The organism is Dietzia sp. Alg238-R159 (assembly GCF_900537145.1).
GTDB classification, from domain to species: domain Bacteria; phylum Actinomycetota; class Actinomycetes; order Mycobacteriales; family Mycobacteriaceae; genus Dietzia; species Dietzia kunjamensis.
The window spans coordinates 13,443-34,162 of sequence record NZ_UNRI01000014.1; the positions used below are offsets into that span (position 1 = coordinate 13,443).

At 68.3% G+C, this 20,720-nt stretch carries 20 protein-coding genes; 2 read left to right on the top strand and 18 right to left on the bottom strand.

Going from position 1 to position 20,720, the window contains the following annotated elements:
* Window positions 1-178 precede the first annotated feature (178 nt).
* On the top strand, window positions 179-385 hold the full coding sequence (locus G6R20_RS18930; protein ID WP_240341549.1) for a hypothetical protein: 207 nt from the start codon (window positions 179-181) through the stop codon (window positions 383-385).
* Between the two features lie 82 nt (window positions 386-467).
* Here G6R20_RS18930 and G6R20_RS17395 read toward each other — a convergent pair whose 3' ends face one another.
* Together G6R20_RS17395 and G6R20_RS17400 are read right to left on the bottom strand one after the other, a co-directional pair.
* On the bottom strand, window positions 468-1,055 hold the full coding sequence (locus G6R20_RS17395; protein WP_240341550.1) for a hypothetical protein: 588 nt from the start codon (window positions 1,053-1,055) through the stop codon (window positions 468-470).
* A complete protein-coding gene (locus G6R20_RS17400) occupies window positions 1,039-1,395 on the bottom strand; it encodes a hypothetical protein (protein ID WP_240341551.1) in 357 nt (118 codons plus the stop codon). The genes G6R20_RS17395 and G6R20_RS17400 overlap by 17 nt, the downstream gene beginning before the upstream one ends.
* A gap of 256 nt (window positions 1,396-1,651) precedes the next feature.
* Between G6R20_RS17400 and mobF the strand changes: the two genes are divergently transcribed.
* The gene (gene mobF, locus G6R20_RS17405; protein WP_240341552.1) at window positions 1,652-5,293 is read left to right on the top strand and encodes a MobF family relaxase; all 3,642 of its coding nucleotides are present in this window, start codon (window positions 1,652-1,654) and stop codon (window positions 5,291-5,293) included.
* Here mobF and G6R20_RS17410 read toward each other — a convergent pair.
* Genes G6R20_RS17410 through G6R20_RS17485 form a run of 16 tightly spaced genes read right to left on the bottom strand, consistent with a single transcriptional unit; the run spans window position 5,276 to window position 20,470 of the window.
* Window positions 5,276-5,962: a hypothetical protein gene (locus G6R20_RS17410; RefSeq protein ID WP_163377149.1), complete on the bottom strand. Its 687-nt coding sequence runs from the start codon at window positions 5,960-5,962 to the stop codon at window positions 5,276-5,278. The two genes, mobF and G6R20_RS17410, sit on opposite strands and share 18 nt — an antisense overlap.
* Window positions 5,959-6,489, bottom strand: coding sequence for a DUF4913 domain-containing protein (locus G6R20_RS17415; RefSeq protein ID WP_163377150.1), 531 nt, complete (start codon window positions 6,487-6,489; stop codon window positions 5,959-5,961). The genes G6R20_RS17410 and G6R20_RS17415 overlap by 4 nt, the downstream gene beginning before the upstream one ends.
* Window positions 6,482-8,215 carry a type IV secretory system conjugative DNA transfer family protein gene (locus tag G6R20_RS17420; protein ID WP_163377151.1) on the bottom strand — a complete coding sequence of 578 codons (1,734 nt, stop codon included), beginning with the start codon at window positions 8,213-8,215 and terminating at the stop codon, window positions 6,482-6,484. Before G6R20_RS17420 ends, G6R20_RS17415 begins: the two co-directional genes overlap by 8 nt.
* Window positions 8,216-8,239: 24 nt before the next feature.
* Window positions 8,240-8,782: a hypothetical protein gene (locus G6R20_RS17425; RefSeq protein WP_163377152.1), complete on the bottom strand. Its 543-nt coding sequence runs from the start codon at window positions 8,780-8,782 to the stop codon at window positions 8,240-8,242.
* A 28-nt stretch (window positions 8,783-8,810) separates the two neighbouring features.
* Entirely contained in the window at window positions 8,811-10,421 is a 1,611-nt protein-coding gene (locus tag G6R20_RS17430; protein ID WP_163377153.1) for a peptidoglycan DD-metalloendopeptidase family protein, read from the bottom strand.
* A 7-nt stretch (window positions 10,422-10,428) separates the two neighbouring features.
* Window positions 10,429-10,671, bottom strand: a complete 243-nt coding sequence (locus G6R20_RS17435; protein WP_156607420.1) for a hypothetical protein — start codon at window positions 10,669-10,671, stop codon at window positions 10,429-10,431.
* On the bottom strand, window positions 10,668-12,407 hold the full coding sequence (locus tag G6R20_RS17440; protein ID WP_240341553.1) for an ATP/GTP-binding protein: 1,740 nt from the start codon (window positions 12,405-12,407) through the stop codon (window positions 10,668-10,670). The genes G6R20_RS17435 and G6R20_RS17440 overlap by 4 nt, the downstream gene beginning before the upstream one ends.
* A gap of 29 nt (window positions 12,408-12,436) precedes the next feature.
* Window positions 12,437-13,933 carry an SCO6880 family protein gene (locus G6R20_RS17445; protein ID WP_156607422.1) on the bottom strand — a complete coding sequence of 499 codons (1,497 nt, stop codon included), beginning with the start codon at window positions 13,931-13,933 and terminating at the stop codon, window positions 12,437-12,439.
* A 12-nt stretch (window positions 13,934-13,945) separates the two neighbouring features.
* Window positions 13,946-15,616, bottom strand: coding sequence for a hypothetical protein (locus G6R20_RS17450; RefSeq protein WP_163377154.1), 1,671 nt, complete (start codon window positions 15,614-15,616; stop codon window positions 13,946-13,948).
* A complete protein-coding gene (locus G6R20_RS17455) occupies window positions 15,604-16,332 on the bottom strand; it encodes a hypothetical protein (RefSeq protein WP_163377155.1) in 729 nt (242 codons plus the stop codon). Before G6R20_RS17455 ends, G6R20_RS17450 begins: the two co-directional genes overlap by 13 nt.
* Window positions 16,333-16,388: 56 nt before the next feature.
* On the bottom strand, window positions 16,389-17,018 hold the full coding sequence (locus tag G6R20_RS17460) for a hypothetical protein (protein ID WP_156607428.1): 630 nt from the start codon (window positions 17,016-17,018) through the stop codon (window positions 16,389-16,391).
* Between the two features lie 13 nt (window positions 17,019-17,031).
* Window positions 17,032-17,328, bottom strand: coding sequence for a hypothetical protein (locus tag G6R20_RS17465; RefSeq protein ID WP_156607430.1), 297 nt, complete (start codon window positions 17,326-17,328; stop codon window positions 17,032-17,034).
* Between the two features lie 4 nt (window positions 17,329-17,332).
* On the bottom strand, window positions 17,333-17,632 hold the full coding sequence (locus G6R20_RS17470) for a hypothetical protein (protein ID WP_156607432.1): 300 nt from the start codon (window positions 17,630-17,632) through the stop codon (window positions 17,333-17,335).
* Between the two features lie 44 nt (window positions 17,633-17,676).
* The gene (locus G6R20_RS17475) at window positions 17,677-18,354 is read right to left on the bottom strand and encodes a DUF6668 family protein (RefSeq protein ID WP_163377156.1); all 678 of its coding nucleotides are present in this window, start codon (window positions 18,352-18,354) and stop codon (window positions 17,677-17,679) included.
* Window positions 18,351-20,036, bottom strand: coding sequence for a cutinase family protein (locus G6R20_RS17480; protein WP_163377157.1), 1,686 nt, complete (start codon window positions 20,034-20,036; stop codon window positions 18,351-18,353). The genes G6R20_RS17475 and G6R20_RS17480 overlap by 4 nt, the downstream gene beginning before the upstream one ends.
* Complete coding sequence (locus tag G6R20_RS17485; RefSeq protein WP_163377158.1) at window positions 20,033-20,470, bottom strand: hypothetical protein; 438 nt, start codon at window positions 20,468-20,470, stop codon at window positions 20,033-20,035. The genes G6R20_RS17480 and G6R20_RS17485 overlap by 4 nt, the downstream gene beginning before the upstream one ends.
* Window positions 20,471-20,720 lie beyond the last annotated feature (250 nt).

The window sequence follows — 20,720 nt, forward strand, 5'->3', positions numbered from 1 at the left end:
GAGCCGCGCCCACGAATGGGTGCTCTGCTGCGAGCAGACGGGCGGCAAGGGGGAGTCCTGATGTGGGATCTGACCACGGCGCTGCAGGCTACCGCGGTGGTCGCTGGCGGCGCCTTGGCCGTGCCTCCGCCTCGCGCGTGGGGCCGGTGGGTTCTGCGCATTGATTGGGCTGCTCGGTGTGCTGCAAGGCCGTACGTGGGCGCCGACGGTCGCGGCGCTGGGGCTGTTGGCGTGGTTCGTGGGTCATTGGTCGTTCGCGGTGCGCAACGACGTGCACTACCGGTCGAGGCTGGCCCTGGTGGTGATCGACAAGACCCCGCTGCGGTGGACGATCCCGCGGTACTGGCAGCTGCGCCGCCAACGTCGACAAACAGTGGCCTGCTGACACATCCTGACCGGTCCGCCAACGACAGATGGCCCCGCCACCCGGCGAGGCCATCTCTCGGGGACGACTGTACTCCCAAGCTCTAGAACAGCGGCGGCGTGTTGGGGGGCGCGGCGTTGCCACAGGCGCGGGAGTACGCGCGCGCGTCCCAGCCGGAGGCGAGTGCGTCTCGCACGGCTAGGGACCGGGCGTGGCGGTTGGTGTGTTGGTCGGGGTTGCGGATGGCTCCGGTGCGACCACACGCGACGGCGTAGCGCAGGTTTGCTGACTGGGTGGAGGCGACGACATGCCCCGGGTCGACACGCACGCACAGGGGTTCGTTGCAGCGGTGTTCGGCCACCACGCCATCGGCCAGTTGGCCGGCGAGCAGGAGCGCGAATCGGTGCCCGGACTCGGTGCGGCTAACCCCGCCTGATCTCCACGTCAGGCGCGTGTACCCGTCGACACCGCTGATCGCTGAGATGAGAAACCAGCACCGGTCCCCGGGTGCTTTGACCACGCGGGACCAGAACGCGTCGATTGCCGCCTGAGTGGGCGGCAGGGTCGCGCTATAGGGACGCGACCGCCGCGCCGCGCCAGCCGGGACGGGAGCCGGCGCGATCAATTCCAGGCCCGGCAGGGGGACCTCGACGCCCGCGCGGCTGTCGTGCAGGTCAGTGTGACTGGTCACCGTTGTGGTCCGATGTCGTGTCCGACGCCTGCTCGTCAGTGGTCTCCGGCGTGGAGTCCCCGGTGGCGGTGCGGTCCTTCGCGGCGCGGATCGCGGCGCCGACCTCGCGGGCGGACAGTCCGGTCATCTCGGCCAGATCGGACTGGGCGACACCGAGGTCCTTGAGCTCGATCAGTGCCTCCCCCAGGGCGGCCTCGGCGTCGGCGCGGGCGTCGATCGCGGAGAACACCGCCACAAGCTTGGACTCGCGCTTGCGTGCCCGCTCGAGCTCGTCAGCCATCGCCTGGCGGGCACGGGCCCGCGCGGTCTGGAAACGCGAATCAGTCTTCGTAGCAACCATGGCCCAAACCCTAGAGCACCCCTACGACACCCACGAGCACCAACCACTCCCCCGCCCGACCACCGTTTCGTTCCTTCTGGCCGCAAAAAAGCAGCCACCGCCGCGGCCAGACCCAACACTCGCTACCACTCGACCAAACAGCTACACACAGTATGCACTCCAAGTGGTGGGGGGAAATGCCTGGTCAGAGCCCCGCCGACGGCGGGGCCGCCCACGTCCGTGGACGCGGGCATTTCTGGCCCATAGGCTGGGGGCCATGATGAGCCTCAGGGCGGTGCACGCCGGGACTGGATACCAGTACCTGCTGCGCTCTGTCGCCACCCATGACGGCCCCCGAGAGTCGGGGCAATCCCTATCGGACTACTACGCCGCCAAGGGCACCCCACCGGGCAGATGGATCGGCTCCGGGCTCGACGGTCTTGCCTCCCCTACGGTGCAGAGCCGGGCAGAGGTGACCGAGTCGCAGATGGCCGCGCTGTACGGCGAAGGTCTGCACCCGGACACCGACGAGATGCTCGCAGCCGGTACCGCACTGGCCGGATGCAAACTCGGTCGAGCGTTGCCCACCTACACCGGAGACAAGCCGGTCCTGGTGGCACTCGCCGCCGCCGAGAAGCAGTTCCGCCAGGAAAACAATCGTCTGCCCACTACCAGTGACCGGGCGGTTATGGCCGAGCAGATCGGGCGACCGTTCTACCTGGAGCAGGGCGGCTACGACCACGCCTCCGGCGCCGATGTCATCGCGTGGGTGAACCGCGAACGCGACAGCGTGCAGCAGGCAGTGTCCGGGTTCGATTTCACGTTCTCCCCGGTGAAAAGTGTCAGCGTCCTGTGGGCGCTAGCCGACGAGCAGACGGCCATGAGGATCGCCGCGATTCATCACGAAGCCGTGGCCGAAGCGCTGGCCTGGGCCGAAGTCAATGCGATCTACACCCGCCGGGGTGCGGGCGGGATCGAGCAGGTGAAGACCAAGGGGATTCTCGCTAGCGAGTTCACCCACTTCGACACCCGAGGTGGGGACCCGGACCTGCACTCGCACGTGCTGCTCGCCAACAAAGTCCAGGCCCCCGACGGGACGTGGAAGTCCCTCGATGGGCAGGCGATCTTCCAGATGCACCAGGCAATCTCCGCACGGTATGACACCGCACTGCACGACCGCCTCGCCCGCGAGATGGGTGTGGAGTTCGACGCCCACCACCCGACCCCGGACAAGGCCCCGGTGTGGGAGATCAAGGGTATCGACCGGTCGCTGATCGAGCGGTTCTCCTCCCGTCGTGCATTGGCCCGGCCGGTGTACGAGCAGCTGGTCGCGCAGTACTTCGAAGACCACGGGCGCCAGCCCTCCCAGCGGGCCGGCTACGCCCTGTGGCAGAAAGCCATCCTGGACACCCGCGACGCGAAGAAGCCCGCCCAGTCGTTGGCCGAGCACCGCGCCGCATGGCGGGCAACTGCCGTCGAGGCCGTCGGCGCCGAGAAGGTCGAGGGGCTCCTGACCGAGGTGCGCGCGCACGCCCACGAGAGCCAAGCGCGGCCGGTGTTCGACGCCGACACCCATGCCCGCGAGGTGGCCGCCCAGGCGATCGGCGCGGTGACAACCAAGCGGGCGCAGTTCCGTCGCTCGCACGTCGATACCGCGGTGTCGACGGTGCTCAAAGGGTTCCGGTTCGCCTCCGATTCAGACCGTGCTGCGGCGCACGATCAGGTCATGGAGCGTGCCATGAGCGAGCAGGTCATCTGCCTTACGCCGGGGGAAGTTCTTCCCCTGCCGGAGGCGCTGACAACCGCCTCAGGGGCCGCCATCGACGCCCGCGCCAACGCGGAGAAGTTCACCACCCGCGCCGTCCTGGACGCCGAGCAAACCACCCTCGATGCGGCCACCACCCCGGTCGCGGTGTTCGCCGGCCAACAGGTCATCGACGACGCTCTGGCCCGTCACGAGCAGGACAACGGGTGGGCACTCAACGAGGGGCAAGCAGCCCTGGCGCGGCACATGGTCAACGCCGGCACTCTGGTCGCCGCTGGGGTCGGACCGGCCGGCACCGGCAAGTCCACCGCAATGGCCGTGGTCGCCTCCGCGTGGCGCGAGACCGGCCGCACCGTGATCGGTCTGGCACCCTCTGCCGCCGCCGCGAGCGTGCTGGCCGAGGAGATCGGCGTGGACTGTCACACCATCGACTCGCTGACCTTCACATGGCGCGGATTGCACCCCAGCCAACCGGGCAAAACCCTGTCCGCGCTACCGACCAAGATCCGCCCCGGCGACATGCTCCTGGTCGACGAAGCGGGAATGTCCTCAACCGAAAACCTGGCGGCGCTGACCGAGATCGCCCAGCAGTCCGGGGCCGTGGTGCGGCTGATCGGCGACCATAAACAACTCGCCGCCGTGGAGACCGGCGGGCTGTTCGGTGAGGTCGCCCGCACCCCGGGAACGGTCCAACTCGACCAGGTCATGCGCACCGGCAAAGACACCGACCAGGCCGCCGCCACCCTCGCCCTGCGCGACGGCGACACCGACGCCCTCGACCTGTACTCCGGGCGTGGATGGGTGCGCGGTGGGCACCGGGAGCAGATGCTCACCGACGCCGTCGAGGCCTACCTCGCCGACACCGCAGAGGGCCGCAAGAGCCTGATCATCGCCTCCCGCAACGCCGACGTCGACACCATGAACGAGATCATCCGCGCGGACCGGATCGCCGCCGGAGTGGTGGACACCAGCCGCGAGATCAGTGTCGCTCGCGGCGATGCGGTCGGGGTCGGTGATGTGGTCATCGCCCGCAAGAACCAGCTGCTCTTCACCGAAGACCGGCGCGCCCTGGGTCGGGTCATCAACGGCCAGATGTTCACCGTCACCGGCCTCACCGACGGCGGCGATCTGACGGTGGTCGACCGCAACACCGGCGATGCGCAGCTCATCCCCGCCGACTACGCCCGCCGCAACGTCCACCTCGGCTACGCCTCCACGATCCACCGCGCCCAAGGCTCCACCGTCGACACCACCCACGCCGTGGTCGATGCCTCCGTGGACCGGGCTGGGCTGTACGTGGCCATGACCCGAGGCCGCCACGAGAACCGCGCCTACGCCGTGTGCGAGACCGTCGTGGATCCGTTCGCCGAGGACGCCCACATGCACTCCGCAGGCGACCGAGACGCCCCCGAAGCGTTGGAGGTGCTGGCCACCGTGTTGGGCCGCGACACCCGGCACCAGACCGCGACAGAAACTCTGCGGACGGAGCTGGAGGCGGCCACCGACCCCGCACGCCTGGAGAGCCTGTACCGGCATGGGGTGGACCTCGCGGCAGCGGCGTTCACCGCCGCGACCCTGCCCGACTATCTCGATGCTCTGCCCCGCGCCCACGCCGTCGAGGCCGGCAGCGGGCAGTACTCCGTCCTGGAATCGGCGTGGACCGCCGCGGCTAAGGCCGGCCACGATCCCCGCGACCACTGGATAGAGATCACCGACAAGCTCGACAGCGCCACCGCCCCCGGTGCACTCATCGCCTCCCGGCTCCGTCACGTGACCGGAGCACCCGACGATCTACCGTCCCTGCCCCCGCTTGCTCCGGCGACCGACACCGAACTGCATGTGTGGCTGCTCAACACCCACCAGCAACTCACCAGGTCGCAGGACGAACCCACCACGGACGATGAGCCCGCCCCGAGCGGCGAGCTGGACCTGACCCAGTTCGTCACGGCGAGCCCGAGTGCTGCCCCGGACGGCGAGGTGGACCTAGCCCAGCTCGTCACGCCGAGTATGACGATCACTCAGGAGGATTTGGCCGCCTCGTACCGGGCCGGCCGGGACGCCGAAAGGGCCGCTGCCCGCGATGCGGGCAACGGCCCTGACGAACGAGGAGGCTCGCCCTCGTCCCGACCGGAGACCTCACCCGACCTCGGGTGAGGTATCCACCTCCACCGCAATAGACGGGGAGACGGACTCGGCGGAAGCACTCTCACTGCTCTGCGCGACAAGCGTGGCGGGCGAGATGTCGTGTACGCCCGTGTCGGGAAGTCCCTTGACTGCCGCGGTGCTCGCGCCAGCTGCGGCCAACTCCTCGGCCACCTGCGAGGGTGAGAGTCCCACGCGACGCTCGCCTCTGAGCTCTGCGCTGTCGGCAGGGCTCAGACCGGGTTCATTCCCTACCGCCGCGTCGATCACGGTGGCCAGCTGGTGCTCGCTCATCGTGGCGGTGGTGGCCGCAACAATCGCCAGGGTGGCGAAGTCGGGAGCGGGACCATCGTGACGGCGGGTCTGGGCCCAGGCGTCCTCACGTTCGCGTTCTGCGCGTGCCCGATCGTCGTGGGCCTGGGCGCGAGCTGCCTCGGCGGCATCGGTCATCCGGCGGCGCTCCAGCTCGGCGGCCACCGTCTCACGGCGACTCTGTCCGACGCTGTCGCTGACGCCTGCGTCGCAGTGCGCGGCCTCGACGACCAGGCGCCCCGCTGAGCATTGGCGCAGACCGTGCTCCCCCAACGCGCGAGTGCGTGTGGGTGGCGGGGTGTGTGCGGCGGTGGTGCGAGCGTGTCGGATCAGCTTGGCCATCAGGGCATCACTGGGGTGTGAGCTCACGGCAGTTCTCCTTCGGCGTCGGTGGAGTGTTCGATCGCAGCGGTTTTGAGGATCTTGCTCGGCTGGTGCTTGACTTGGCAGGCGAACATCGGGGACCGCTCCCCGATCAGGCGGTCCATGTGGTGATCGCCCACTTCTCGCAGAAACTTCTCGTCGCAGCTGCCCGGATCGGTGCGGGCGAGAACCTCGTAGCGCTGCCACATGGCGCGGATACGCACGCGTACCGAGCGGTGTTCGAACCACTGGGCGCACCACCCCATTTCCTGGCTGGCACCGCCGGTCTCGTATGCCGGGGTCAGGTATTTGTCGAAGAACTCGAACTCATCGGCATAGGCCAGCTTGGGGGGTATCCCCATCTCGTTTTCCGCGAAGCGGCGCACTTCGTGCTCGATCTTCGCGGTGAGCAGGTCTTGCATCCCTTTAGTGGCCAGCGCCCTTTTTGCCGCAGCCGGCACTGCGTGCTCGGCCACCGATGCCAACGCCGGACTGAACGCCTTGAGGATGATCTCGTCCAGGGCTTTACTCATGGCTGCTTTTCTCCTTTTCGGGCGTGGGGAGGTTCTGGTCGTCCCAGCGGATCATCCGCGCCAGGATCGGGCGCCGTCCGGTGGCCAGGACGATCATGCGGCCGCGCGGGAGTGCCGCCAGTTCGGCGACGTTGATGATCTGCTTCTCCACCGTCTGCGTCGACACCGATCGGCCCCCCTGTCCAGCGGAGCGCGAGGTCGAGCGTTGCTGCTCGGTGTGCGTGCCGATGAGGTTGGCCAGCTCTCCGAGGAAGCGGTCGTCCTTCTGCCCCGGCCCGACAACCACGATGGACGCGGCGGACCACAGCTTCTTCATGCCCTGATCGCCCCACAGCTCCACGCCTTGGGCGTAGGACTGGAGGACCGTGTCGCAGATGATGCCGCGAGAACCGAACGTCGAGTAGTAGTCCGGCAGGCGCGGCCAGCGCACGATGTTGGCGATTTCGTCCAGGGCGGCGGTGACAGGGACTGGCAGGCGGGAGCGCTCGCACTGGTCCGCGCGATCGACCAGTGCCTTGAACACTGCGACAGTCAGGATCGAGGTCAACGGGCGGGCTACCGGGTTCTCCTCGTCGGAGACCAGATAGAGAGTGTCACCGGCCGAGGCGGCGAAGGCGTCCGGGTCGAAGCGTTCCGCACCGGCCTGACGGGTGAGCCACCGTACGATCTGCCGGCGACCCAAACACGAAATCATGTTCTTGGCGGCCGAGAACACGTTGGAGCGGGTACGTGGTTCGGCGGCGTACTTGCTGGCCAGGTCGGCGGCTTGCGGTACCCATTCGCTGGCCGCGAGAATCTGGCGTGGCGTGGGGTCCTCCATGTCCGACACCCACGCGTACACATCGGTGATGGGGCGCTGCTTGATCGCGGCGGCCAGAAACAGAGCGGCGAGCAGGTCGACAGCCTGGGAGTAGAAATAGGCGTTGGGGTCGCTACCGGCCTGCCCCTTGGAGGTGGCGGCATTGAAGATCTCGGCCAGCTCTTCGGCGTTGCCGTCCCACCACTGGTCGCGGCGCACGAAGTCCAGCGGGTCGAAATACCACCGTGAGGTGTCCAGGCCGACGGCTTTGTCCTGGGGGTCCAGGACCCACACCCGCCCCTTTTCCGAGCGCACGCCGATCGTGGCGTCGATGACGTCCCGCTTGCACGAGGTCGAGATGCAGATACCGGGTGCCCGCAGGATCATCGGGATGATCCGGCTGGTGGTCTTGCCCTGGCGCGGTCCCCACAGGTCCAGGTGCAGGTCCTCCCATCCGCCCCACAGGTCGGTGCCGGTGGCAACTTCCTTGCCGATGTAGATCCCCGGTACGTCGACGGATTCGCCCCGGTCCCGGCTGGCTTTGATCGCGGCCTTTCGAGACAGCGACTGCACGTCCGCGCGGCCGGCGAGGTTCTTGGTCACCTGGTCCACGCGGGTGCGCCCGGCGTGGCGGCGACCGAGCAGACTGGCGGCGATCATCACCACCGAGACCACCACCAGCCCGAAGAGCGCGGCCACGATCGTGGCGCCCGTGGACCACTGGACCTGCCCCTGGACCAGGTCGATCACCGCGACCACCGGGTTCCCGGGAACGTCCTGGCCGGTGTCGGTGATCTTCTCCCCAAGCACCACCGAGCCCCACACCCCGAGCACCGCGACCGCAGCGATCCCCATCGTCGCCAACACGATCGCCGGTCCGGGCTCGCGAGTGTTGGTGTTCCTTGCTACGTCCTTGCCAGCCATCATGGGCCTTCCTGTCCTGGTGTGGATCTACTTGGTGCCGACGGATTGGTACTGGTAGCTCGCGACCTTCCACTGCTGGCCCACGAGCTCGAGCTCGACGGCCACGGTGATCTGCTCCAGCGGTGTCGTCGCCCCGTCCGGGTGCAGCACTTTCTGGCGTACCTCGACCACGCGGGTGGCCTCGGTGGCGCCTGAGGGAACCTCGGCCTGATCGCCTGCAGGCGCGGTGGCACCGATGACCCGATCACCCGACCGCGCCCAAGCGGCCCACTGGCGTGGCGTGGGGTCCGGGTCAGGCCGGGTGGCCGCGGCGTCGGCCATCTGGCCGGTCAGCCGGTCAGAGACCGCGTGCAACGCATCCCATGGCGACTGCTGCTGTGCCGGAGTCCAGGTATGCACCCCCGCCATGACCGCCACCGCGACTTCGTCGGCGGTGGTGATCGGGTCGAAGTGGGCGTGGGCATCAGTGCCCGGCTCGTCGCTGCGCCCCAGGGCCACGGCAACAGCCACGGCCACGACAATGGCCGCAACGACCAGCGCGGTGACCAGGGCGATTCTCGATCGCATCATCGGTGCTCCCTCTTCTTGGTGGCCGCGTTCACGCGGCAGCGAACCGTTCGGCCTCGGCCGGCACGATCTGGACGTACTTCTGGGTCTCGGCGTACGGCGGAACGCCCCCGTACTGCTGCACGGCGCCGGGGCCGGCGTTGTAGCCGGCCAGCATCAGCGCCTGAGGATCGCCGGACAGGGTGCCGTCGGCGATCCCAGCGCGTTGGCCCTCGGCGATCTCGCACAGGTAGCGGGCCGCGAACATCGTTGCGTCTGCGGGGTCTGAGGGAGAGCCGGAACCTGGTGGACCGGCAACCTGGCCGTTCCCGTCGACCTTGGCCCCTCGGGACGCCCACGTTGCGGGCATCGCCTGCGCATATCCCTGCGCACCCACCGGAGACACAGCCTTTGCCTGGAACCCGGCCGACTCGTGGTAGAGCAGCCCGGCCAACAGCGGGGAATCGACTTCGCGGCAGACCTTGCCGCCCAGGGCTATCCACTGGCGCAGCTCCTCCGGAATCTCGCCGGTGTTCAGGCTCCGGTCATCGAAATCCGGGGCGCAGTCGGCAGCGGCGGTCCCGCCCGCGGACTCTGATGAGTCGTTGTCCCCGCCCGTGGGGGCCGATCCGTACTTTTGGCCCGCCGTGGGCATCCCACCGCCGTCGGTGGTCACGTGCACGTGGTCGAAGTGGTTCTCAGTCGGAGTGCCCCGGTCCTCCATCTCGTTGGGCTGACCCTGCGCCGGGATATACATCTGCCGCCAGATCAGATAGTCGATGTTGAACTCGTCCTTGTGCGCCATTAGGTAGTTCTTGATCCGGTTGCCCAGCTCACGGCCCTCGGTGGACTCGTAATCCGGGATCATGATGTCCACCGCTCGGCCCGACGGGTGGTCTGGATAGGCATCGACCGGCCGCCATCCGCCGATGGACTGCACCTCGGGGAAGCGCTGCGCTACGGCACGGGCCACCCGGATCGAGTCGACCTGCAAGTTCTCCTTGGAGGCGATCTTGTCCGAATCGGGCATCTCCCCGGCCGAGGGCGGAGGTGGCTGACGGGAGGTCGTTGGCTCTTCGGCGGGCGGCTCACTGCCTCCCGAGCCCGGGTTCGCGGCCCGGTCGAGCCACGGCTGCGGATCGGTCTCGCTCCCACCGGTCAGGCGCCCGCCCTGCCACACCTCGAAGTGCAGGTGGGCGCCGGTGGACTGGCCGTTGTTGCCGACCTCGCCGATGTGCTGACCGGCGGTGACGGTGTCGCCGACCTTGACGGCCACACCGTCGTCCCACATATGCCCGTACACCGTGGAGTAGGGCGCACCGTCGATGGTGTGGTCGATGACGATCCAGTTGCCAAACCCGGAGGCCGGTCCGGCAGCGGTGACGACGCCGCCGGCCATCGCGTACATCGGGGTGCCGTCGGCGGCGGCGAGGTCGATGCCCCGGTGTCCGGGACGGTCGGCGCTCTTGTAGGTCGAGGACACGGTGTAATCGCCCTCGGCGAGCGGCAAGCTCAGCTCACCGGCCGGTACTCCACCGCCGCCGGCAACCCCGCCGTCGGGGCGGCAGGGGTCCTCACCGGACGGGGACAAGATCACCACGACCATCAACGTGAACAGAATGAAGCCGATGATCACGCCCACGGCGAGTTTGCCCGCACGCATCGGTTACTCACTTACCTAACTGCGCACGCAGGGAGTCGACCTCGGCTTGCAGCGCCCGCAAGGTGCCCGAGTTGTGGGCTTGCCACACACCGGCAGCCACCGACCAGCGGCGCACCGAGTCTCGGCTGATCTCGAACTCCCGGGCGACGGCTTCGGCCGCAGCCGAGGTCGAGGGGAACCGGGGTTCGAGCTCAACGAACCGGGCGACGACCTGGTCGCGAAAGTCGCTGTCATACGGGGAGGTGTTCATGCGATTGCCGCCTCAGGTCTGCGGTGGCCGTCGAGATACTCCCGCAGGCGCACGTTCGTGTCGTGGATGTTGGTGCGCTTCTCGGTGTCGGTGAGCTCCACCTGGATAGGGATGCCAGCCGAGCCGTCCTTCGAGGGCTTGAGCATGAACTTGCCCCGGCCTAGCGGCGCTTTCTGGTGCTGCCGGGTGGCGGTGCGCTCGATCGGGGCGCCCTTGGACCAGGCGGTGATCATCGACGCCTCAGCGGCGGAGAACTGAAGAACTCCCGCCAGCCGGTCCAGCTCCCCGGCAGGTAGCCCGCCGCAGATGACCATCCCGGCCCGCTCGATGAACCCCATCGCCGTCTTCACATCGACTTCGTTCGGCAGCGCCTCCAGGTCGCGCCCAGTGTGGGTAATCATCAACAAGCCGGTGCCATCTTGGCGATTGAGTCTCGTCAGTTCGTTCACTCGCTGGACCATGCCCGCCCCGGCGCTCAGGGTTGCCCACATCTCGTCGAGGATCGCCAGGAAGTAGCGCTGCGGCGCGAGGTCATGATCGGCCAGCACGTGCGCGGCTTCCATCGCCCCGTAGGCATCGGACCAGCACGAGAGCAACACTCCGGCTTTGAGTTTCTGGTCCCCGCGGGCGATCGCTGAGACGTCGATGCAGATCGCTGGGGCATTGAGGTCGATCTTGGTGGTGGTGTGCTCGGCGAACACCTGCCCCATCACCCCGTCGGTCAGCGACTCCAACGTCTGCACGAGCGCACGCACGGTGTGCCGGTACTCGTCCGCGCCGCCAGCGAACAAGGCCCGAGTCAGATCGGTGTTGCCCTCGCGGATGAAGTTCACGAGGTCGCGCAGCAGCGGCGGGGAGGCGAACGAGAACAATCCGTCCTCACGCATCCGGCGCAGCGAAGTCGAGATGACCAGCCCCTCGAAATCGGCCAGCGGGGTGCCGCGGATCAGCTCAGCCAGCGCCACCACCATCGTCACCTGCCTCGAGTGCACCGACTCCTTGGTCTCGGTGATCGCCTCTCGCAACTTCTCATCGTCCTGCCCCCGAGCGTGAAGTTGGGCCAAGCGGGCCTCCATGATCGGGATCGCCTCCCCGAGGGCACCGGCCGCCAGCGGGTTGAGGTGGCCGTGGCCGTGGCCGAGCCGGATCACCTGCCCGCGTTTTCCTGCCGGGGTGACCATCGCCTCGGTCACCGCGACGTACTCGCCCTTGAGGTCGCCGGCCACGATCGGCACATGCCCTTGGGCAATCGCGCCGATGAACTGCTTCCGGATCAACGTGGATTTGCCCAGCCCCGGCAACGCAAGCACGAACGCGGACGGATTGCCGATGATCCCGGCCTTGAACCACGACAGGACGTCACCGGAGACGTCCTGGCCGGTCAGGACGTGCACGCCCAGCGGCACCCCCACCGCCGGGGCAATCGCGCCCACCACCCACGGGTTGAACCCACATCCGAAGTTGGTGGAGGTCTGCGAGGCCGCGGGCGCCGACATCACCGACATACGCCCCGAGAACAGGCCCGAAAACCCGCGCCCATCCACCGAGCCGTAGCGGGTGGCAAACCGGGGCTTTCCGTAGCGCACCTGGGAGGCCTTGCGGGCCGTGCGGGCCTGCTCTGCCCGCTCGGGATGCTCGGCGCACCAGCGCTTGTAGGCCCGCCCGGTGGTGGTGAACACCCACGGTTGCTCGGTGTCCCCGGCGGTGATGCGGGCGTGCAGCTCCTCGAGCTGCACCGGTCCCAGTGACCGCGTTGCGCGCGCCATCATTCGGCCTTCGCGAACTGCGAGATGGTCGACTTCTGGTCAAGCAAGACCCCCAGGCCCAAGCTCGCAGCGAACGCCGCATCTTGCTGCCCGTTGGACGCGTGCAGGCGCAGCTGCGACCGGTTGCCGAGCTGGCCCACGATCGCCGCGCCCTGGTCCAGCAGCTCCGGGTCCCGCAAGGTCAGGGTGGTTAGCAGCGAATATTCGCCCAGCTGGCCACCACGCGCCAGCGCCTGCCGTGCCGCCTCGGTCCGCTCCAGGCGCAGACCGGCTGAGGCTTTGCCGACCGTGCGGGTCTTGTTCGCCCCGTTGACCGCGTCGGTGTGCTCCTTCTCGACCTGACGAACCCCGTCCCCTGCCGGAATGGGCCGGTACACCAGCGTGACGCGCTTGCGCGGAATATCGCCCTTCGGTTCGATGAGAGGCCGCAGGACGTGGTCCGGGAACGCCGCCGCCGGTGGCGCGGCCATCTCGAACGTCCGCGAGACCCAGTCTTCGTGGCGGTAGGAATCCCACCGCGCCACTGCCACCGCCGGACCAGCGTCATCCCAGTCCACGCCCAAGGGCTCCCCTGCCAAGCGGGCGTGAGTGATCGCCTCCTCCAGGTCGGGCCGGTAGCAGCGCATCACCAGACCGATCGCATCGTCTGGGCTCATCGGCGTTGCCGACACCCCGGCGTACTCCAGGCGCTGGTACAGCCCCGGGAGACGGAACCCCAGATCGGTGGCCATCGCCTCCGGGTCCTTGCGCTGCATCGCCGTGGCAGCCTTAAAGGTGACCGCGATCCACGAGCGGGTCACGAGCTTGCCCTTAGCGAACTGCACCGCGGACTCGGCCTGAATCTGTCGGGCGATCTCCGGTGTGGACTCCACCACCGAGTCCCGCACCGCCGCGATGAGGTCCTGGCCCGTCGTCGGGTAGGACTCCACCGTCATCGTCGCCGCGACGACGTCGTCGTTGAGGGACAGCTCGGCCAGCCACGCCCCCCACTCCGCCGTCATGGAGTTGCGATCGCCCACTGTGAGCGGTTCCTGACCCCGCGAAGACGCGTGCATCAGCACCGTGTACTGGTTCAGTGCCCGATCGCGGATCAACGCGAAATCGTTGCCAGCCACGTCCCGGCCAACATGCAGCTCGGTCTTAGCCAGAGCTCCCGGCAGCCGGTACCGCCCACCGGGAACCCGCGAATTCGGCCCGGAGCGATAAATCGTTGCCCCTGCCGCTTGTGCCCGCCAAAACTGCAACCTCATCTGCGCCACCTCATAGAGAGTCCGATTACCAATCCGCATCACTGCGGGAACTAAGTACGCCGTCGCGAGCAGACCGATCGTCGCGCCCGCCGCCAATCCGCCTTGCATCAGCACGAGCATCGCCACGATGAAGGCGATACCGGCGATGATCGTGGCGCGCATGGGCAGCCCGAACATGCCCGTGCGCTGCGATTTATCGCCCAGGGTGTAGAGCCGAAGCTCGGTGTCATCACCTGCCATAGACATCAGCCAGGCCTCCTAGCGGTAGTGGTCGGGAGTGGGATGGGCAGCCAGAGCGCCAGAGAGCATCTGCTCGGTCGACTGGGTAACGCGGGCCGCGCCCTGCGCCGCCCTGCCCATGCCCCCGGCGCCGGAGGCCGCCAGACCCGCCACCGCGCCCGCACCGCGAGCCGCGCCAGCCATCGCTCCAGCAACCCCACCACTCGCACCGGTCGATCCCCCGCCGCCACCGGCAGGAGCACCCGCCGGACTCGCCCCGCCGCCGGCAGGTGCCCCGGCTGGACCGCCACCACCGCCGGCAGGTGCCCCGGCTGGACCGCCACCACCGCCACTGGGTGAGGCGCCCGAAGGCCCGGACTCGGCCGCTCCCCCGGAGGAGTGCGGACCCAGATACGCCGCACCATTGGCCGCGCCACCGCTGCCGCCGCCGGCACCTTGAGCGCCACCGGAAGCGGACAAACTCTGCGCCGCGTGGCCCAATGCAGCCCCGGCCATCCCAGCGACTGCGCCGGTGGCCCCGGCCGCCGCCGCCCCGATCCCGGCTGCGCTACCGCCGGCCACCGACTGAGACACCGCCGGTGCCACCACCCGCATCAGTGCGGGCAGAACCAGGCCCGCCGAGGCCAGCAGCAGCATCGAGGACACCGCCTCCATCACCGACGGCGCCTCGTTGCCCGAGGACAGCCAGAACGCCACCAGGTACAGCAAGGTGGCGATCGGCTTGAACAGCAGCGCCGCCACCACGAACCCGACCATCGACTTGAACGCCTGCTTGCCGGTGCTCAGTGACCACGAGGCCGCCGCCAGCGGCAGCAAACCCACCACCACGATCAGCAAACCCTCCCGGATCACCAGGGCCACCATCTGGGCCAACGCCCCCAGCAGGGCGAAGACCACCAGGATCAGCACGGCGGCGGGGCCGAGTCCGGTTTCTTCGTCGATCATCGCGACCGCGTTGATCGACGCGGCAGGGTCGCCGCCGAGCCCCTCCTCGAGCCACTGGGTGGAGATTGCGTCGGTGGCCATGTGCAGCGACAAGATCACCGCTGGCAGAGCCGCACCGGCGAGGATGAAGTTGAACATCACCTGCCCGATGTCCTCGAACCCATCACCAAGCCCTCGGTTGCGGGCCACGGCCATCCGCGTCCCGGCCACGATCAGCGACACCACCAACAGCAGGGCTTGCGCCCACAGGGTCAGGTTGAACACACCCTCCACCGAGGACGCGAAGTCAGCCCCGGAGAACGGGGACTCCTTGATCCACATCGTCATGATCAGCGCCAATGCCTGCGCGTTACCCTCCAGCAGGGACTTGACGAAATCCCCGATGGGATCACCCCAGAAAGCCGAGGCCGCATTTCCGGCAGCCGTCGAGACCGCTCCCCCGGGATCAACCGAGATCGCATCACCTGCGCAGTTGGCCATGTTGGTTAGGTTCGCGACACCGTCCGCACCCAATGCACGTAGCGCTTTGTTCGCACTGCGATCAAACCCGGTTCCCGGTTCGTCTCCTGTCTTCGCGTCAGCGATGCACTGCTCGTAGGAATCGGAGTACTCGGTGCCGTTGCTGGTCACTGGGGCGTCTTGCGCGGCAGCGGTTCCGGCCCCTACCAGTAGGCCGGTGAGGACCAGGACAATCGCGACGATGATGCGCTGCGGGGTGCCGCGCCAGGGGCTCACATGTCCCATGTCGTGAACCCCTCGCGGTTTTCCGTCACGCCTCGGCTGGTGTGAGTGCCTTCTGCGAACCGCAGCTTCCACTCGTTGCTGTCACGGACCATGAGAATCGACTGGACGATCCACTTTGGTTCGGGGAAGGCTCCGGTGGCATCGCCGAACAGGTCGTAGGCGTAGTCGATGACCACCGCGCGATCGGAGCAGCTGCGCACCTTGAACGCCATTGGTGCGCCGAGGTTGTTGCGCTCGGTGTTGAACCCGTCCGCTAGTTCGGCTTCCATCGTTTCCCGGAACACGTCGTCTACGACCATATGGTTGCGAACGGTGTCTTTGCCCGGTGTGCCTCCGGACTGCATGAGCCACAGGTAGTTGGCGCCGGCCAGGACCGCACCTCGTGGGCCGTCTGCGTATCCGGTGGGTACCGATCCTTGAATCCGAGTCGGTCCGGTGTCGGTGGAGAACAGGATCGGGTACTGGTTGATGCGCTGGATCTGGAGCCCTCGGGGGCTGCGGATGTCTTCGCAGGTGCCGCCGTCGTCAGTGCTCGTCGACAGGATGTCTCCGGACTGGTTGGTAGGGATGATGACCTGCCGACCCGATAGGTCGGTCTCGACCGCGCCAGGTGCCGGCGGCGACGCTGGCTGCGCGCTTCCTGGCTGGTCTGCCTGCGCGGGGGTTGAGGAAGGTGCGGGCGCGTCCTCGCCCCTGGTCACGGCCACGACGATCACCAGGACGACGATGACGACCGCTATCAGAGCGGCGATGCTGATCCAGTTCCTCTTGGTCATTGGTCCTCATCCCATGTGGTGAAGGCATCCAGGTTGGTGATCTCGGCGGCGTCGACGTTGTCGGCCTGGGTGGGCAGGACGAGTTTCCAGTCGCCTCCCGTCCAGGCCAGCTGCACCGGGTAGGCGGTCTGGAGGACCCCGCCGTTGGCGCCGGGCGGGGTGGTGGTGGCGAGCAGCACGATCGCTCTGTCCTCTGAGTACTCGGTGACCTTGAATCCGGTGAATGTGGTGGCAGCGTCGTCTGCGACGGAGCCGGACACGCTCATCAGGGTTCGGGCTTGAGCGAACTGGTCACGGCCCGGTCCGGGCGCGGTGACGGTGCGCACGACCTCGGGCCAAGTGGCATCGGGGGCGGTCGCCAGCACGGCCTGCCCGTTCGCGGCGGCCAGTGCCGCTCCCTGCGGGGTGTGGCTGTAGCCCTGCGGCGGCGAAGTTTTGGCCGGGCCATCGGTCCGAGAGGTGGGCACTTTCAGTCCGGCCACAGTGCGCCATACCAGGTCAGCGGGCGCGGAGTTGACATCCGCAACCGGGTCGGTGGCCTGCTCATCATTTGAGCAAGCGGTGCCCGCCGTCAGCAGCATCGTCGCCGCGAGGGCGGCCAATGCGCGTCGTCGGAATGCCGTCATGGGGTGTCTCCTTCTAGATGAACGCGGAGGTGATGTGGCCCGCCGAGGCCACGACCAGGCATCCTGCAATCACCTTGATGGTGATCGCCTGGATGGACGGCCCGTAGGTGTCCACGAGCCGGTTGTCGATCGTCAGCAGGGCCCCGATTGCCAGCACTCCGGCGACCAGTACGACGGTGGCCCCCCACTTGACCCAGCCGACCGCCTGAGCGAACCGGGCGATCGCCTCTTGTGGTGGGGCAACCGGGCTGGTTGGGGGCAGGACCGCGCCAGGGGCCTGCGCCAGCACGGTCACCACGTCGAGAAACATGGGGTCAGGACACGAGCGCGTTGACGATGGGCCCGGCGAGCATGATCACCAGGCAGCCGCCGATGATGCGGGCCACGGTGCTCTGCACCTCATCGCCCCGGCCCGACGAGCGGGCCATGATGAAGTAGGCGCCCGCGGCCATGACGCCCATGATTCCCAGGGCGATGCAGCCCCACATGAAGTAGGACAGGGCGGTATCGACCTTCTCCCCGGCGCCGGGGATCTCCTGCGGGGAGAGGTTCTCCCCTACGGCGATGATCTGCTCGGCCACGGGTCCGGCGGCCTGGATTGTCTCGACAAACATCGGGTACTCCTTTGTTGGGATGGTGATTGGTGGGGTCAGGTGAGTCAGGGGTGCGTACGGCGTCGCCAGGCGTTTCCGGCGGCGTCGAACAGCTCGGTCGCGGCGCTGGCCATCGACGGCGGTACCGCTTCGGTCGCCGGGGCGGGCCGGGACAGCCGCTTGGCCGGTGGCGCGGTGTAGCCGGGTGTCCACCCGGCCAGCTCGGCGGTGGTGGCGGTGAGCAGTTCGGGCACCCAGTCGATATGCCAGCTCTGCCCTGCCGCCGCCGCCACCAGCTCGCGGCGACGAGTCAGCGACACTGCTGGTTTTCCTGGTGCCGCCGCGACGGTGACCAGGCCCAGCAGCTCGCAGCCGCCGACTTCGCCGCCCTGGTGTTGCAGGCACAGTTGGTGCGCAGCGTCCAGGCCGGCGGCGTGCATCCGTGCCACGACCACCACGAACGGTGCGGCATCGGCGGCGGGCCAGCCGCGACGACTATCGGCCGCCGGTGCCCATACCGACTCCAGGGTGGACACCCCGGCACCTCCGTGCGCCCCCAGCAGCCAGATCACCGGGGCCGGACCCGAGGGGCGCGGCACCGGGGTATCCCAGATCGGGGCGCTACGGTCCTTGCTCGGTACGGCCAGCCAGCCAGGGACCGGGCTCTGGGAGTGCTCGGGGTCGAGCTTGTGTGCGCTGGTCATGGTGGCCTCCTTGTCGTTGTCGTTGTCGGTGCGGCTCACGCGGTGACCGAGGCCAAGGCCTCGGACAGGGCGGTGCTGTCGGCGCTCTGCGCGGATGCAGCCAGCTGGGTCATCTGGTCCTCGCTCGCACCGGAGCGGACGAGCTCCATCCGGTCAGCGGAAGCCTCGATCTGGTCCACCGGGTCCAACCCGCGTGAGACGGCGACATCGCTCGCCGCAGCGACTGCCCATTGCTGAGCGATCCCGGCCGGCGACTGCCCGGAGGCGGAGAACGCGGTGCGGTCGTACATGCCGTGGGCGTTGATGGTGTCCCAGGTCTGGGTCTGGGTCGCCATCTCGACCAGGCCGGCGGTGTCGGTGACGGTGTGCTCGATCTCCCCGGCCACCCGCCGCATCCCGGATTGGACTGTGGCCGGGGAGATAATGTCGGTGGCGGCAATCGCGAGCTTGGCCACCAGAGCCGCCACCCCGGCGGCCGGGTTCGCCGCCCCTGCGAGGGCGATCTGCGCGATGTTCTCCACTGTCAGTGTCTTTTTGGCCACGGTGATCGAGGCACCCAGCGCCATCCCCGCCAGCTTGGTTCCTGCCTGAATAAGCAGTTCGGTCTGATCGGCGGGGTTGTCTGATCGAGTCGGATCGGTATAGCGAGCCATGCGCGACAACGTGGTGTTACCCGCCGTAGCGGGAGCGATCGTCAAGCCGGAGGTATCGGAATAGTCGACGTCCTCCACGATCGTTTCGGCGGCAGTGAACAGCACTGACTGCCCGGTCACCTGCGCAACATCCGCCAGAGCGCGAACCGGGTCGCCTCCGGCTACATCGCTTTGACCGGCGATATTCGCCACGACCTGGAGCAGATTTGATCCCGGCGGGGTGTCGCACGCCAGGTCGCCGGGCACGCAGAACGAGGCGACGCGGTCGGCCACAGCCCCGAAGTCCGGGGCGGAGGTGTTCGGTGCGATCCCCCGTCCCTCCGGGGCGGGGGCGGCACGACCGGCGTCGATCGAGGCCACCGCGTCCCCGCCGGTGCCCGGGATGGTGCCCGGCGTCGTGCGAGCGGGATCGTCCTGGAAGATCGGGGCGCCCTGCGCCCTGGTCGGATCACTCATCAGCGCCGCACCGGCCAGCTGCTCGGGTTCGGCCGGCCCGTCACCGGCGCCGATGTCACGAGCCAGCGCGGAGGCCACCTGAGCGCCCTGGGAGTACCCGGACAGGAAAATCTTCGTCTCCGGGCACTTGTCCAACGTCTCCGCGATCAGTGTGCGGCCGTTCTCGATGCCGGTGGTGACGCTCTCGGCGTAGCTCGACTGATCCTCAGAGGGCACGAGCCCGCCGAACGACGCTGGGTAGGGCACGTAGGTGCGGGTCATCCGCTCCTGACCGTCAGCGTTCGCGGTCTGCACCGCCGGGCGGGCGACCCTGGCCATCCACCCTGTATCGGCATCGGCGTGGGAGTTGCGTGACGACTCCGTGGTGCCGTTGATCGCCACGAGCTGCACCGCCGGGCACGCCTGACCCTCCGGCAGCGCCACCGTCGCGGTCGCGGCCTCCGAGGACAACCGGGCCGACGTGGGCACCTGCACCGTTGAGGTCAACGGCGCCCTCGAGGTCGAAGGCGCCGTGGTGCTGGTCTGCGCGGCAGCCGTACCGGCGATCGTCACTGTCAGGACGGTGCTCGTGGCACACGCCACCGCCGTTCGGGCCCACACTCGGACGCTCACTTGTTCTCCTTGATTGTCTCGATGACCACGCGGTCACCGTCACGGGTGGTCGTCACCGTCTGGTCGTGTACAAGCTCGGTGCCGTCCGGGTGGGTCTCGGTGATCTCCACCTCGGCGCTGTTCTTGTCGCCTGTGGTGATGGACACGCAGTGTGTGGTGCCCTCCGGGACCGCGTCGATGCCCTTCTGAAGCGCTTTCGCGTCTCCGACAACGCGGTCCTTGGCGACCGCCTCCAGAGCGGCGTCGGCGTCGCGCTGGACGTAGTAGCCGTACTGAAACGCCAACACCGCCCCGGCAGTGGACTTGGCATCGCCCGCACCATTACCGGTCGTGATCGACCCCGACACGGAGGACTCACACGCCTGGGCGGCCACGGACGACGATTCGGGCAGCAGCGAGGCCGGCGGATCATCCGAGCCAGACACTGCGCTCACCGCCGCTACTCCCCCGCCGATGACGACCGCGGCCACAAGCCCGAACACTCCCGCGAACAGCCACTTGGCTCTGCGCTGAGAGGGCGCCGCGGGCAACCGGGACCGCTCGTCAGTTGTTGACGCCACCCCAGCCGGGGCGACTGGGGTGGCTGTCGCGTCACTCGCGGAAGACGCATCATCCGTGGGCACATCGAACAAGGTGGTCCAGTCGTTCTCGGGCGCCGGGTCCGGGACCGGGCCCAGCTTGGGC